The 12,174-nt window shown below is 72.2% G+C and carries 13 protein-coding genes; 7 read left to right on the top strand and 6 right to left on the bottom strand.

What is annotated here, in order from left to right; translation table 11 throughout:
* Positions 1–97: 97 nt before the first annotated feature.
* From ACZ6TD_RS07990 to ACZ6TD_RS07970, 5 genes are read left to right on the top strand one after another with little or no spacing between them, the layout of a single operon-like run.
* Positions 98–1,651 carry a sensor histidine kinase gene (locus ACZ6TD_RS07990; protein ID WP_471351911.1) on the top strand — a complete coding sequence of 518 codons (1,554 nt, stop codon included), beginning with the start codon at positions 98–100 and terminating at the stop codon, positions 1,649–1,651.
* On the top strand, positions 1,644–2,063 hold the full coding sequence (locus tag ACZ6TD_RS07985; protein ID WP_037959972.1) for a roadblock/LC7 domain-containing protein: 420 nt from the start codon (positions 1,644–1,646) through the stop codon (positions 2,061–2,063). The genes ACZ6TD_RS07990 and ACZ6TD_RS07985 overlap by 8 nt, the downstream gene beginning before the upstream one ends.
* Entirely contained in the window at positions 2,060–2,422 is a 363-nt protein-coding gene (locus ACZ6TD_RS07980; protein WP_471351908.1) for a DUF742 domain-containing protein, read from the top strand. The genes ACZ6TD_RS07985 and ACZ6TD_RS07980 overlap by 4 nt, the downstream gene beginning before the upstream one ends.
* Positions 2,403–3,026, top strand: coding sequence for a GTP-binding protein (locus ACZ6TD_RS07975; protein ID WP_471351905.1), 624 nt, complete (start codon positions 2,403–2,405; stop codon positions 3,024–3,026). Before ACZ6TD_RS07980 ends, ACZ6TD_RS07975 begins: the two co-directional genes overlap by 20 nt.
* Positions 3,023–4,507: a cytochrome P450 gene (locus tag ACZ6TD_RS07970; protein ID WP_471351903.1), complete on the top strand. Its 1,485-nt coding sequence runs from the start codon at positions 3,023–3,025 to the stop codon at positions 4,505–4,507. The genes ACZ6TD_RS07975 and ACZ6TD_RS07970 overlap by 4 nt, the downstream gene beginning before the upstream one ends.
* 11 nt (positions 4,508–4,518) lie before the next feature.
* Here ACZ6TD_RS07970 and ACZ6TD_RS07965 read toward each other — a convergent pair whose 3' ends face one another.
* The 5 genes from ACZ6TD_RS07965 to ACZ6TD_RS07945 all read right to left on the bottom strand — a co-directional run bounded on the left by ACZ6TD_RS07965 (position 4,519) and on the right by ACZ6TD_RS07945 (position 9,032).
* Positions 4,519–4,674: a hypothetical protein gene (locus tag ACZ6TD_RS07965; RefSeq protein ID WP_167442820.1), complete on the bottom strand. Its 156-nt coding sequence runs from the start codon at positions 4,672–4,674 to the stop codon at positions 4,519–4,521.
* Between the two features lie 143 nt (positions 4,675–4,817).
* The gene (locus tag ACZ6TD_RS07960) at positions 4,818–5,768 is read right to left on the bottom strand and encodes a cytochrome c oxidase assembly protein (RefSeq protein ID WP_471351900.1); all 951 of its coding nucleotides are present in this window, start codon (positions 5,766–5,768) and stop codon (positions 4,818–4,820) included.
* Between the two features lie 60 nt (positions 5,769–5,828).
* Positions 5,829–6,854, bottom strand: a complete 1,026-nt coding sequence (locus tag ACZ6TD_RS07955; RefSeq protein WP_471351897.1) for a 6-phosphofructokinase — start codon at positions 6,852–6,854, stop codon at positions 5,829–5,831.
* A 177-nt stretch (positions 6,855–7,031) separates the two neighbouring features.
* Positions 7,032–7,769 (bottom strand): type 1 glutamine amidotransferase, encoded by a 738-nt coding sequence (locus ACZ6TD_RS07950; RefSeq protein ID WP_198270685.1) that lies wholly within the window; start codon positions 7,767–7,769, stop codon positions 7,032–7,034.
* A 24-nt stretch (positions 7,770–7,793) separates the two neighbouring features.
* Positions 7,794–9,032, bottom strand: a complete 1,239-nt coding sequence (locus ACZ6TD_RS07945; RefSeq protein WP_210946460.1) for a Mur ligase family protein — start codon at positions 9,030–9,032, stop codon at positions 7,794–7,796.
* A 188-nt stretch (positions 9,033–9,220) separates the two neighbouring features.
* Here ACZ6TD_RS07945 and def point away from each other — a divergent pair, with 188 nt between their 5' ends.
* The gene (def, locus tag ACZ6TD_RS07940) at positions 9,221–9,787 is read left to right on the top strand and encodes a peptide deformylase (RefSeq protein ID WP_471351894.1); all 567 of its coding nucleotides are present in this window, start codon (positions 9,221–9,223) and stop codon (positions 9,785–9,787) included.
* Positions 9,788–10,091: 304 nt separating this feature from the next.
* Here the strand turns inward: def and ACZ6TD_RS07935 are convergent, their stop codons facing one another.
* Positions 10,092–10,748, bottom strand: coding sequence for a TetR/AcrR family transcriptional regulator (locus ACZ6TD_RS07935; RefSeq protein ID WP_471351892.1), 657 nt, complete (start codon positions 10,746–10,748; stop codon positions 10,092–10,094).
* A gap of 193 nt (positions 10,749–10,941) precedes the next feature.
* Between ACZ6TD_RS07935 and ACZ6TD_RS07930 the strand changes: the two genes are divergently transcribed.
* Positions 10,942–12,168 carry an acyl-CoA dehydrogenase family protein gene (locus tag ACZ6TD_RS07930; protein ID WP_210946463.1) on the top strand — a complete coding sequence of 409 codons (1,227 nt, stop codon included), beginning with the start codon at positions 10,942–10,944 and terminating at the stop codon, positions 12,166–12,168.
* The last annotated feature ends 6 nt before the right edge of the window (positions 12,169–12,174 follow it).

The raw sequence follows: 12,174 nt of genomic DNA, 5'->3' as shown, positions 1-12,174 counted from the left end.
TGCGACGGTGAAACCGCTAAGCTCCAGGGCCCATGACGGGCTGGCTCACCGCCCGCATTTCGCACTCATTTTCTCTTCGCTGTTTTTAAGGATGCCCATGGTTTTCGCCGGCACCTCATCCGGAGGCGGCACCCCACCCGGAGGCCGACGGCCCGCCTCCACGTTCGTATGGGTCATCCCTCCCGCCGCCATGGCGTTCTGCGCGGCGCTGGCCGTCGCCGTGGTCCCGTCCGGGGCGCGGGCCACGGTCGCCTGGTGCGGAGTGGCGGCGACGCTCGCCGTGGCCCTGGCGGCCGCCGAGGCGATGCGCCGCGGCCGGCTGATCGCCACGCTGCGCACCCGGCTGGCCGCCCAGGACGCCGAATCGCGGCAGCGTCTGGCGGACCAGGAGGCGGCGATCCGGCGGCTGACCCGGGAGGTGCTCCCCGAGACGGTGGCCCGGCTGCGGCGCGGCGCCATGGTGCACGAGGCGATGAAGGACGTCGACTACGCGCCCCGTCTCGACCCGGACTTCGACGCCGCCCACGAGCAACTGCTGCGGTGGGTGCTGGACACCGTGCGGACCGAGGAGGACCTGAGGGACGCGGCCCAGCGGGCGTTCGTCAACATCGCCCGCCGGGTGCAGGCCATCGTCCACCAACAGGCCCAGGACATGCGGGAGATGGAGGACAAGCACGGCGCCGACCCGGACGTCTTCGAGGATCTGCTCCACCTGGACCACGGCAACGCCCTCATCGGCCGGCTGGCGGACTCCATCGCGGTCCTGGGCGGCTCGCGCCCGGGCCGCCAGTGGCAGAAGGAGGTGCCGCTGTTCAACGTGTGCCGCGGCGCCATGTCCCGCATCCTCGAGTACGAGCGGGTGGATCTGCACTCGGTGGCGGACGTCGCCATCCTCGGCCCCTCGGTGGAGCCGCTGATCCACGCCCTCGCCGAACTGCTGGACAACGCCACCCGGTATTCGCCGCCCAAGACCCGGGTGCACCTGACCGCGATCGAGGTCCAGTCCGGGGTCGCGATCGAGATCGAGGACGCCGGGGTGGGCCTGTCGGAGGAGGCGCGCAGACGCACCGACGCGGTGCTGCTCCAGGCGGCCACCGGATTCGACCTCAACGACCTGGGCGAGACACCGCGGCTCGGCCTGGCCGTGGTCGGCAGGCTCGCCGTGCGGTACCGGTTCCAGGTCTCGCTGCGGCCCTCGGCGTACGGCGGGGTGCGCGCGGTGCTGGTCGTACCGCAGGACATCATCTGCCCCACCCCCGCGCCCGGCGGTGCGATCGCCCGCGCGGCCAAACTGCCCCCGCCCAAGCCCATCAAGCGGGCCACGCCCCTGCCGTCGCCCACCCGAACCGGCCCGGTGGCGCAGGGCCGCCCCGGCCCCGGCTTCCGGCAGAACGGCGCCGGACTCCCGCAGCGCCGCCGCCGGATGCCCCTGGTCGCCCCGTCCATCCGCGTCGACTCCGGGCCCCCGGCGGCGCCCGCCCCGGCCCGGCAGCCCGTACAGCCGGGGATCTGGCTGGACGCCTTCACCAAGGGGCTCAACGGCGAGCCGATCCCGGCGGCGGACGCCGCCCCGGACGCGCCGGACCCCCGGAAGTCCCCCACCACCCCGGACAGCTCAAGCACCCCGAACACGTCGGACAAGGATGAGTAGGCAAGTGACGCAACCGCGGTTCAACATGGACTGGATGCTCCGGGACCTGGCGTCCAGCGTTCCGGAGACCCGCCACGTGGTCCTGCTGTCCTCGGACGGCCTGTGCATGGCCCAGGTCGGCACGGACAAGGACACCGCCGACCGCCTGGCCGCCGCCTGCGCCGGGCTGCAGAGCCTCTCCGGTGCGATCGCCGCCGAATTCCCCGAGGGGGACGGGCGGATGCGGCTGGTCGTCATCGAGGTCGACGGCGGGTTCTTCTATCTGATGGCGGCCGGTACCAGCTCGTATCTGGCGGTGCTCGCCGAGGACAGCGTGGACGCCGGGCTGATGGGCCAGTGCATGAGAGATCTCGTCGCCCGGCTCGGGGAGCACCTCAGCAGCCCGCCGCGGGTCGACGGACGGGTGACATGAGCGAGCCCGGCAAGCCGTGGGACGAGGGCGGCCCGGAGCGGCTCTACACCGTGAGCCGCGGCCGGGCCCCGCAGGAACCCCGGCACCGGCCCGTCGAGCTCGTCAGCCTGATCGTGGCGCGCGCCGAACCGGAGCCGGGCCTGGCCCCCGAGGCCGCCGCCGTGCTGAGGATGTGCCAGTTCCCGCTCTCGGTGGCCGAGATCTCCGCGTATCTGGTCCTGCCCGTCTCCACCGTCACCGTGCTCCTCGCCGGGCTGCTGCGGGACGACCGGGTGGAGGTCAGGGCGCCGGTCCCGGCCGCCGTGCTGCCCGACCCCGAACTGCTGCAGGCGGTGATGCATGGACTACAGAACCTCTGAGGGAATCGCCGGACCGCGCAGCGAGGACACCCTCCCGGCCTCCGCGGCCGCCGCCGTCAAGGTGGTGATCGTCGGCGGGTTCGGGGTCGGCAAGACCACCATGGTCGGCTCGGTGAGCGAGATCCGCCCGCTGACCACCGAGGAGACCATGACCCAGGCCGGGGTCGGCGTCGACGACCTCGCGGGCATCGAGCGCAAGACGGAGACCACCGTCGCGATGGACTTCGGCCGGATCAGCCTCAACGAACGGCTGGTGCTCTATCTGTTCGGCACTCCCGGCCAGGAGCGGTTCTGGTTCCTGTGGAACGGCCTCTTCGAGGGCGCCCTGGGCGCCGTGGTCCTGATCGACACCCGCCGTCTGGAGGTCAGCTTCGACGCGGTCGGGCGGCTCGAGGAGCGCGGGGTGCCCTTCGTGGTCGCGGTCAACGCGTTCCCCGAGGCCCCCGTCCACCCCGTGGCGGAGCTGCGCGCGGCCATGGACCTGCCCGACTCCGTACCGATGATCGACTGCGATGCCCGGGACCGGGCCTCCAGCCGCGACACCCTCCTCGCCCTCGTGCGCCATCTGCAATCCCTCCACACCGTGACCCCGGAGACACCGTGACTCCTCATCCCGACGACCCCGGCACCGGGCCCGCCGGCCTGCCGCCCACCCGGTGCCCCGTCCACACCGCGCTCTCCGACGGAGACGGCGGTCTGGTGGACCTCCTCGGGCCCGAGAACGAGAAGGACCCGATGGGGCTGTACGAGCGGTTGCGCGCCGAGCACGGCCCGGTGGCCCCGATCGTGCTCGACGGTGGCATACCGGCCTGGCTGCTGCTGGGCTACCGCGAGAACCTGGAGGTCTCCCGCACCCCCTCCCGCTTCTCCCGCGACTCCCGCCACTGGCACGCCTGGAAGGACGGCAGGATCGGCGCCGACTCGCCCCTGCTGCCGGTGGTCGGCTGGCAGCCCATGTGCACCTTCGCCGACGGCGACGAGCACGAGCGGCTGCGGGCCGCGCTCACCGAGTCCATGGGGCGCTTCGACCGCCGCGGGATCCGCCGCCATGTCACCCGCTTCACCCACCAGCTGGTGAACGACTTCTGCGCCGACGGGGGCGCGGAAATGGTCACCGCCTTCGCCCAGCAACTGCCCATGCTCGTCCTCACCCAACTGCTGGGCATGCCCGACGAGTACGGCCCACGGCTGGTCGAGGCCACCCGGGACCTGATGAAGGGCACCGACACGGCCCTGCGCAGCGACGCGTACGTCACCGACACCCTCAAGGGCCTGGTGGACCGCAGGCGCGCCGAGCCCGGCGAGGACCTGGCGTCCTGGCTGCTGGCCCATCCTTCCGGCCTCACCGAGGAGGAGGTGGTCCAGCATCTGCGGCTGGTGCTGCTCACCGGCAACGAGACCACCACCAATCTGATGGCCAACACGCTGCGCATGGTCCTCACCGACCCGCGCTTCCGCGCGTCCCTGGCCGGTGGCCATATGACCCTGCCGGACGCCATCGAGCACGTGCTGTGGAACGAGCCCCCGCTCACGGTCGTCCCCGGCCGCTGGGCCACCGGGGACACCGAGCTGGGCGGTCAGCGGATCAAGGCCGGGGACATGCTGCTGCTGGGGCTGGCCGCCGGAAACGTCGATCCGGCCATCCGCCCCGACATCGCCGCGCCCATGTACGGCAACCGGTCCCATCTCGCCTTCAGCGGCGGCCCCCATGAATGCCCGGGGCAGGACATCGGCCGCGCCATCACGGACACCGCCATCGACACCCTGCTGCTGCGCCTGCCCGATCTGCGGCTGGCCGTGGACGAGTCCGAGCTGACGTGGCTCTCGTCCTGGATCTCCCGCCATCTGGTGGAGCTGCCGGTGGAGTTCATGCCCCGGCGCCCCGAGCCGGACATCATGGACCTCCCCGTCGACGCCCTCCTCCCCCCTCGGCAGCGGGTGCCGTCGATGCCCGAGGAGCGGGCGGCGCCGGCACCGGTCCGGTCCGGCGCCGAGGGGCCCGAGGGGGCGGTCCCCGGACGCGTCCCGTGGTGGGCGGCGTTATGGCGGTGGCTGCTGGGCAGGCCCTCGGGATCCGCTCGGTAGCGATCAGCCGATCAGCCCCGGGCCACCACGACCCCCACGGTCAGCAGTCCGAGCACCACCCAGCTGAACCAGAGCCAGCCGTTGCTCCCCAGAGCCACGGTGTAGGCCGTCACCAGCACCAGACCCCCCACCGTGGCCATCGTCATCGCCTTCGCGGAACCGGGCATCCCCGACCTCCTCACGGCGGTCCCGACGCCCCTTCGCCAGGACCCGGGCCACCCAGGCCCGGGTCCATGGTCTCGCGGTCCGGCCCCCGGCCGCTACGGGGTGTCGGGAACAGCCCGCCGCGGGCGGCAGGACCCGGCGAACCTCACTGGCTCCGGGACTGGAGCGAGGCGAGATAGGCGTTGTACGCCGCGAGTTCTTGGTCGCCGTCCCGGTCCGCGGTGCGGTCGATGCGCCGCGCCTGGCGCTGCTCGGACTTGTACCACTGGTAGACCAGCGCCACCAGCACGATCACCGAAGGGATCTCGCTGAAGGCCCAGGCGATACCGCCCGCCCAGGTCTGGTCCGAGAGCGCGTCGATGCCCAGCGAGGCGGGCGGGTGCTCGTACGCGCCGACCATGGGCTCGGACGCCATCATCAGCGCGATGCCGAAGAACGCGTGGAACGGCATGCCCGCGAACAGCTCCAGCATCCGCATCACATAGCCGGGCCGGTGCGGACCCGGGTCCACGCCCATGATCGGCCAGAAGAAGACCAGGCCCACCGCCAGGAAGTGGACCATCATCGCGATGTGCCCGGCCTTGCTCTCCATCAGGAAGTCGAAGAGCGGGGTGAAGTACAGCGCGTACAGGCTCGCGATGAACAGCGGGATGGTGAACGCCGGGTGGGTAATGATCCGCATATAGCGGCTGTGCAACAGCGCGACCAGCAGCTCCCGGGGCCCCTTGCGGCCGCGCCCGGCCGCCGGCAGGGCCCGCAGCGTCAGCGTGACCGGCGCGCCCAGCAACAGCAGGATCGGCGAGACCATGCTGATGATCATGTGCTGCACCATATGGACGCTGAACATGACCATGCCGTAGTCGTTCAGCTTGGTGCACATCGCGACCGCGATGGTCAGCACCCCGAGCACGAAGGAGACCACGCGCCCGACCGGCCAGGCGTCACCGCGCCGCCACAGCCGCGCGGTGCCCCAGCCGTAAAGACCGAGCGCCAGCACACAGCCGACCAGGAAGAACGGATCGCCGCCGAGCTCCAGCCCGCGCGACAGCGTGAACGGCGGCAGATCCATCATCATGCCGTGCCCGCCGTGATCCATCAGCAAGTTCTCCTCCCGGTGCGCACGAAATGTGCTCGCACCAGCCTAGAACCGCATCGATCACAGCACGCACTCGGCCTCGGCGTACCGCTCGGCGGGGACCGTCTTCAGCCGCTCCACGGCCGTCGCGAGCGGCACCAGGGTGATGTCCGTGCCGCGCAGCGCCGTGATCGTGCCGAATTCGCCGCGGTGGGCCGCCTCGACCGCGTGCCAGCCGAAGCGGGTGGCCAGCACCCTGTCGTACGCCGTCGGGGTGCCACCGCGCTGCACATGGCCCAGGATGACCGCCCGCGCCTCCTTGCCGAGCCGCCGCTCGAGCTCCACGGAGAGGTGGCGGGCGATGCCCGCGAAGCGCTCGTGGCCGTAGACGTCCTTGCCGCCGGCCTCGTAGTCCATCGTGCCCTCGCGCGGCTTGGCGCCCTCCGCCACCACCACGATCGCGAACTTCTTGCCCGCCTCGAACCGCGCCCCGACGGTCCTGGCCAGCTCCTCGATGTCGAACGGGCGCTCCGGGACGACGATGGCGTGGGCGCCCGCGGCCATGCCCGAGTGCAGCGCGATCCAGCCGGTGTGCCGCCCCATGACCTCGACGATCAGCACCCGCTGATGGGACTCCGCGGTGGTCTTGAGCCGGTCCAGGGCCTCGGTGGCGACCCCGACCGCGGTGTCGAAGCCGAAGGTCACATCGGTCGAGGCGATGTCGTTGTCGATGGTCTTCGGCACGCCGACGATCGGCAGTCCGGCGTCCGAGAGCAGCCGGGCGGCCTTCAGCGTGCCCTCCCCGCCGATGGGGATGACCGCGTCCAGGCCGAGCTCCGCCACATGCCCCCTGGCCCGCTCCACGCCGTCCCGCAGATGCTCGGGGCGCACCCGGGTGGAGCCGAGGATGGTGCCGCCGAGGGCCAGGATGCCGCTCACGGCGTCCAGGTCCAGCTTGCGGTAGTCGCACTCCAGCAGGCCCTTCCAGCCGTCCTGGAAGCCGATCACCTCATCGCCGTGGTCGACGGTGGCGCGGTGGACGACTGACCTGATGACCGCGTTCAGGCCGGGGCAGTCGCCGCCGGACGTGAGCACACCAATGCGCATGGCACGCATACCTCTGTCTGAGATGGGGGCCGACGGCCGGACCGCGTCGTCCGGCGGGACCCCGCCACCCTACAAGCGGGCGGGCGGCGGGGGCGCGGCCTGCGGCCTGATGTCCGCCATGCGGTCACTCCGCGCTCGAACCGCGTCTGAGCTGCGCTCGAGCGAGCGGGGCGCGGCTCAGGCGGGCTGGGTCGCCGCCGCGATCCGCTCGTTGCGCAGCGCCTCGTACCACTGGTCGTTGACCGGCGGCAGCGCGTTCACATCGAGGGCCAGCTTCAGCAGGTGGTCCGCGATGTGCGGGTTGCGGGCCATCACCGGGCCGTGCATGTACGTCCCGAAGACGGTGTCGCTGTACGCGCCCTCGAAGCCGTCCCCGGTGCCGTTTCCGTTGCCGAACCGGACCCGGGCGAAGGGGCGGGCGGTCGGGCCCAGGTGGGTGACGCCCTGGTGGTTCTCGAAGCCGGTCAGCGGGGGCAGCGCCAGCCGCTCGTCGATGTCGGCCAGCACGTCCCCGACGCAGCGGGCGCCCTCGCCGCGGGTGCTGACCACGTCCAGCAGGCCCAGGCCCTGCTGGCGCTGCCCGAGGTCGTTGATGAACTCATGGCCGAGGATCTGGTACCCGGCGCACACCGAGAAGACGATCGCCCCGTTGGCCACCGCCCGGCTCAGCCCGCCGTCCCGGATCAGCCGCTCGGCGGCCAGCCGCTGCGGGCGGTCCTCACCGCCGCCGATCAGGTAGATGTCCCCGGAGGTGGGGATCTGCTGGTCGGAGCGGACGTCCAGGCGGGAGACCTCCAGCCCGCGCTGCCGCGCCCGGCGCTCCACCACCAGGACGTTGCCCTGGTCGCCGTACGTGCTCAGCAGGTCGGGGTAGACCCACACCAGACGCAGGCCGTTCTGGCTCGTGCTACGCATCTTCGTGCCTCTCGTACTCGCAGGTCAGTTGCCGACCCGGCGGCGCAGGTCCTGGAACGCGGTGTAGTTGGCGATCACCTCGATGCGGCCGGGCGGGGAGATCCGCACCGCCTCGTCCACGTCCGCGCAGACCCGGAAGTCCAGCCCGGCGACCTCCAGGCGCACCGCGAGGTCCAGCTTGCGGTCGCCGATCAAGCAGATCGGGTGCCCGGCGAGCCGGGTGTAGTCCACGTCCCACAGCCAGGAGGTGTCGGTGCCGTCGGCGCCGCGCGCGTTCACCGAGAGGATCACCGGGGTGGGCGGCGGGTCGATCAGCGAGAAGGTCTCCAGCCAGCCGGCCGGGTTCTTCGCCAGCAGCAGCCGTAGCTGGCGCTCCTGGAAGGTGACCACGTCATACCGGCCGGCCACGGCCTGGACCTGGTACATCCGCTCCAGCGCGACCTGCGGGGGCACCCCGAAGGTGGCGGCGACGGCGGCCGAGGTGGCCGCGTTGGCCTTGTTGGCGCGGCCGGGGAGCTGGAGCTGGATGGGCCAGGCGGCGCCGTGCGGGTCGAGGACGTAGTCGCCGTTCAGCGCCCAGCTCGGGACCGGGCGGCGGAAGCCGCACTCCGCGCAGACCCAGTCGTCGCCCGGGCGCTGCAGCACACCGCCGCAGGACGGGCAGGACCAGGCGTCGTCCTTCCACTCCTGCCCGGCCGCGACCCACACCACATTGGGGCTGGAGGAGGCGGCCCAGACGATCAGCGGGTCGTCGGCGTTGGCGATCACGACCGCCTTGGAGCCGGTCAGGCCCTCGCGCCACTTCTCGGCGAGCATCCGGGTCTCGGCGGCGCGGTCGAGCTGGTCCCGGGAGAGGTTGAGGAGCGCGATGGCCTTGGGCTCGGTGTCGCGCGCCACACCGGCGAGGTACTTCTCGTCGACCTCGATGACGCCGTAGCGGGCATCGGAGCCGCCCGCCAGGGCCGAGGTGATACCGGCCGGCATATTGGCGCCCAGCGCGTTGGAGACGACCGGGCCGGCCGCCCGCAGCGCCTCGGCGATGAGCCGGGTGGTCGTGGTCTTGCCGTTGGTCGCCGACACCAGGATGACGTCCAGGTGCTGCGCCAGCCTCCCCAGCAGATCGGGGTCGAGCCGCAGGGCCACCTTGCCGCCGATCACCGATCCACTGCCGCGGCCCGCGGCCCGCGACACCGCCGCCGCGGCCTTGCCCGCCGTCACGGCCAGCTTGGCCCGCGGTGACAGCGGCTCCGAGTTGCCTGCCATCGTCTTCTCGATCCTCCTCGCATACCGGCGCCGCTGCTGCCCCCCGAGGCGCCGGTGGTATGCCCCCTCCGCGCCGCATCGCCAGCCGGGAGGCCACGGTCGGAGAGAAGCCTATCGAGATCCGGCGGCTGTCCCGAATTCCGTCACCCGTGCAAGCACACCACCCCGGCCCCGTAGGCTTGGCTGCCATGCGACATGGCGTGATCCCGGGCAGCCGCGGAGCGGTGCGGCCCCTGCGGCTCCTCGGCGATCCGGCGCTGCGCGCGCCGTGTGAGGAGGTCACCGCGTTCGACGCCGAGCTGGCCCTGCTGATCGAGGACATGTACGCCACGATGTACGCGGCCCACGGGGTGGGCCTCGCGGCCAATCAGATCGGTGTGGGGCTGCGGGTCTTCGTCTTCGACTGCCCGGACGACGAGGACCACCGCCATCTGGGGCATGTCGTCAACCCCCGGCCGGCCGCGGCCGACGGGGTGACGGTGCGCGGGCCGGAGGGCTGTCTGTCGCTGCCGGGCATCGAGGCGGGCACCCCGGCTTACGACCACGTGGTGATCGAGGGCGTGACGATGACCGGGGAGCCGGTGCGGATCGAGGGCACGGGCTTCTTCGCGCGCTGTCTGCAGCACGAGTGCGACCATCTGGACGGCGGACTGTTCATCGACCGGCTCGCCGGGCTGCGGCGGCGCAGGGCGCTGCGCGCGATCCGCCGCGCCCCCTGGGCACCGACCGGCGGCGCCGGGGCTGGCGAGCCGTAGGGGCCCGCGGGGCGTCCGGCGGACCACGCGGGCTCGCCGCGCCTTCCCGCGGCATCGATGCGGTTCCGCCGGGTGGCAGGGGCTCCGCCCCTGGCCCGGGGTCTGGGCGCGAAGCCCAGCCCCTGGGGCGGAGCCCCCCACGCGGCGGAGCCGCAGATCGTCAGGTGCCGGGAAGGGGCGGGGAGGGGGCAGCAGCGATATGCGGCTCCGCCGCGTGGCCCGCCGCAGGCGCCACGATCCGCCGCGGACACCCACAACGGGATACGGGCGGGCTGCGAGCCGGACCCGGGGAGCTGCCGGGGCCTCAGAAGCCCGGTGCGCCGCCCCGGTCGTCCGCCAGCGACAGCCGCCCCCACAGCAGATCGGTGAGATGGTGCACCAACTGTCCGCGTGCGCAGGGGCGGTCGCGCAGCCACCAGTCACCGGCCGCGTGCATCATGCCGACGATCCCATGGCCCCAGACCCGGGCCACCTCGTCGCCGCCGGGGCCCAGCTCCACTCGCTCGGCGATCACCGTGGCCAGCTCCTCGCCGAGCCGCCGCAGCAGCGGGGCGGAGTGGTGGCCCACGTCGAAGGTCTGCTCCGGCTCCTGCTGGCCGTGGTCGGCCGGGTGCATCAGGAAGCGGTACACCTGGGGCCGCGTCTCGATCGCCGCCAGATAGGTGTCCAGCGTGGCCTCCACGCGCTGCCTGCGGTCGTCGGCGGGTGCGTCCAGGGCCGCGCGCAGCGAGACGAGCAGGGCGTCGGTGTGGCGTTTGGCGAGCGCGCGGTACAGTCCGCCCTTGTCACCGAAGTGGCGGTACAGAATGGGCTTGGTGATGCCCGCTTCGGCGGCGATGGCGTTCATCGAGGCTTCTGGTCCGTCGCGCAGCACCACCCGGTCCGCGGCCTCCAGCAGCTCCTTGCGCCTCTGCTGGGCCGTCTGCCGCTGGTCGTCCCGCTGGCTGGTCCCGGTCCGCATGCGTTGCCTCCCCGCCCCCGATGTCGTACTCGCGCCTTCGCGCCTCGCGCTTCCCGGCGCGATCGCGCTGCGCGCTGAAGCGCAACGTAACACCCGAGGGGGCCGCGGGGCCCGCGTGCCCGGGGGAGTTGACATCGCCTACTGGGCGGTAACAGACTGCCGTTACCGCAGGTAATAAGCACGTGGAGGGGTCATGGCGGAGTTCTCGTTCGAGCTCGACGACGATCAGAAGGCGGTGCGCGACTGGATCCACGGCTTCGCCGCGGACGTCATGCGCCCGGCCGCCGCCGAATGGGACGAGCGCGAGGAGACCCCCTGGCCGATTATCCAGGAGGCCGCCAAGATCGGCCTGTACTCCCTGGACTTCTACGCCCAGCAGTACTTCGACCCCACGGGCCTCGGCATCCCCATGACCATGGAGGAGCTGTTCTGGGGCGACGCGGGGATAGCCCTGTCCATCGTCGGCACCGGCCTCGCCGCCGTCGGCGTCCTCGCCAACGGCACCGAGGAGCAGATCGGCACCTGGATCCCGCAGATGTACGGCGACGCCGACGATGTGAAGGTCGCCGCCTTCTGCTCCTCCGAGCCCGACGCGGGCTCCGACGTCGGCTCGATGCGCACCCGTGCCGTCTACGACGAGGCCAAGGACGAATGGGTGCTCAATGGCACCAAGACCTGGGCCACCAACGGCGGTATCGCGGGCGTCCATGTGGTGGTCGCGGTCGTCGACCCCGACCTGGGCTCCAAGGGCCACGCCTCGTTCATCATCCCGCCCGGCACCCCCGGGCTGTCCCAGGGTCAGAAGTTCAAGAAGCACGGCATCCGCGCCTCGCACACCGCCGAAGTGGTCCTCGACCAGGTGCGGGTGCCCGGAAGCTGCCTGCTCGGGGGCAAGGAGAAGCTGGACGAACGCCTCGCGCGCGCCCGGGAGCGGGCCAAGTCGGGCGGGGAGCGGCTGAAGAACGCCGCCATGGCCACCTTCGAGGCGTCCCGCCCGGCCGTCGGCGCCATGGCGGTCGGCACCGCCCGCGCCGCGTACGAGGTCGCGCTCGACTACGCCAAGACCCGGCAGCAGTTCGGCCGTCCCATCATCGACAACCAGGGCGTCGCCTTCCAGCTCGCCGACATGCGCACACGGATCGACGCCGCGCGGCTGATGGTGTGGCGCGCGTCGTGGATGGCCGTGAGCGGCCGGCCCTTCGAGTCGGCCGAGGGCTCCATGTCCAAGCTGTTCGCCAGTGAGACCGCCAAGCAGGTCACCGCCCAGGCGGTGCAGATCCTCGGCGGGAACGGCTTCACCCGCGAGTACCCGGTCGAGCGGATGCACCGCGACGCCGCCATCTACACGATTTTTGAGGGCACCAGCGAGATCCAGCGCCTGGTCATCGCCCGCACCCTCTCCGGCGTCCAGATCCGCTAGGGGACG

The organism is Streptomyces yongxingensis (genome assembly GCF_055597465.1).
This window is presented reverse-complemented; position numbering and strand designations above follow the sequence as displayed.

Excerpts from the sequence above, each read along its gene's own strand:
- ACZ6TD_RS07960 (WP_471351900.1), bottom strand. The coding sequence starts at position 5,768 with ATGGATCACGGCGGGCACGGCATGATGATGGATCTGCCGCCGTTCACG.
- ACZ6TD_RS07930 (WP_210946463.1), top strand. The coding sequence starts at position 10,942 with ATGGCGGAGTTCTCGTTCGAGCTCGACGACGATCAGAAGGCGGTGCGC.
- ACZ6TD_RS07945 (WP_210946460.1), bottom strand. The coding sequence starts at position 9,032 with ATGGCAGGCAACTCGGAGCCGCTGTCACCGCGGGCCAAGCTGGCCGTG.
- ACZ6TD_RS07975 (WP_471351905.1), top strand. The coding sequence starts at position 2,403 with ATGGACTACAGAACCTCTGAGGGAATCGCCGGACCGCGCAGCGAGGAC.
- ACZ6TD_RS07965 (WP_167442820.1), bottom strand. The coding sequence starts at position 4,674 with ATGCCCGGTTCCGCGAAGGCGATGACGATGGCCACGGTGGGGGGTCTG.
- ACZ6TD_RS07955 (WP_471351897.1), bottom strand. The coding sequence starts at position 6,854 with ATGCGCATTGGTGTGCTCACGTCCGGCGGCGACTGCCCCGGCCTGAAC.
- ACZ6TD_RS07950 (WP_198270685.1), bottom strand. The coding sequence starts at position 7,769 with ATGCGTAGCACGAGCCAGAACGGCCTGCGTCTGGTGTGGGTCTACCCC.
- def (WP_471351894.1), top strand. The coding sequence starts at position 9,221 with ATGCGACATGGCGTGATCCCGGGCAGCCGCGGAGCGGTGCGGCCCCTG.
- ACZ6TD_RS07935 (WP_471351892.1), bottom strand. The coding sequence starts at position 10,748 with ATGCGGACCGGGACCAGCCAGCGGGACGACCAGCGGCAGACGGCCCAG.
- ACZ6TD_RS07985 (WP_037959972.1), top strand. The coding sequence starts at position 1,644 with ATGAGTAGGCAAGTGACGCAACCGCGGTTCAACATGGACTGGATGCTC.
- ACZ6TD_RS07980 (WP_471351908.1), top strand. The coding sequence starts at position 2,060 with ATGAGCGAGCCCGGCAAGCCGTGGGACGAGGGCGGCCCGGAGCGGCTC.
- ACZ6TD_RS07990 (WP_471351911.1), top strand. The coding sequence starts at position 98 with ATGGTTTTCGCCGGCACCTCATCCGGAGGCGGCACCCCACCCGGAGGC.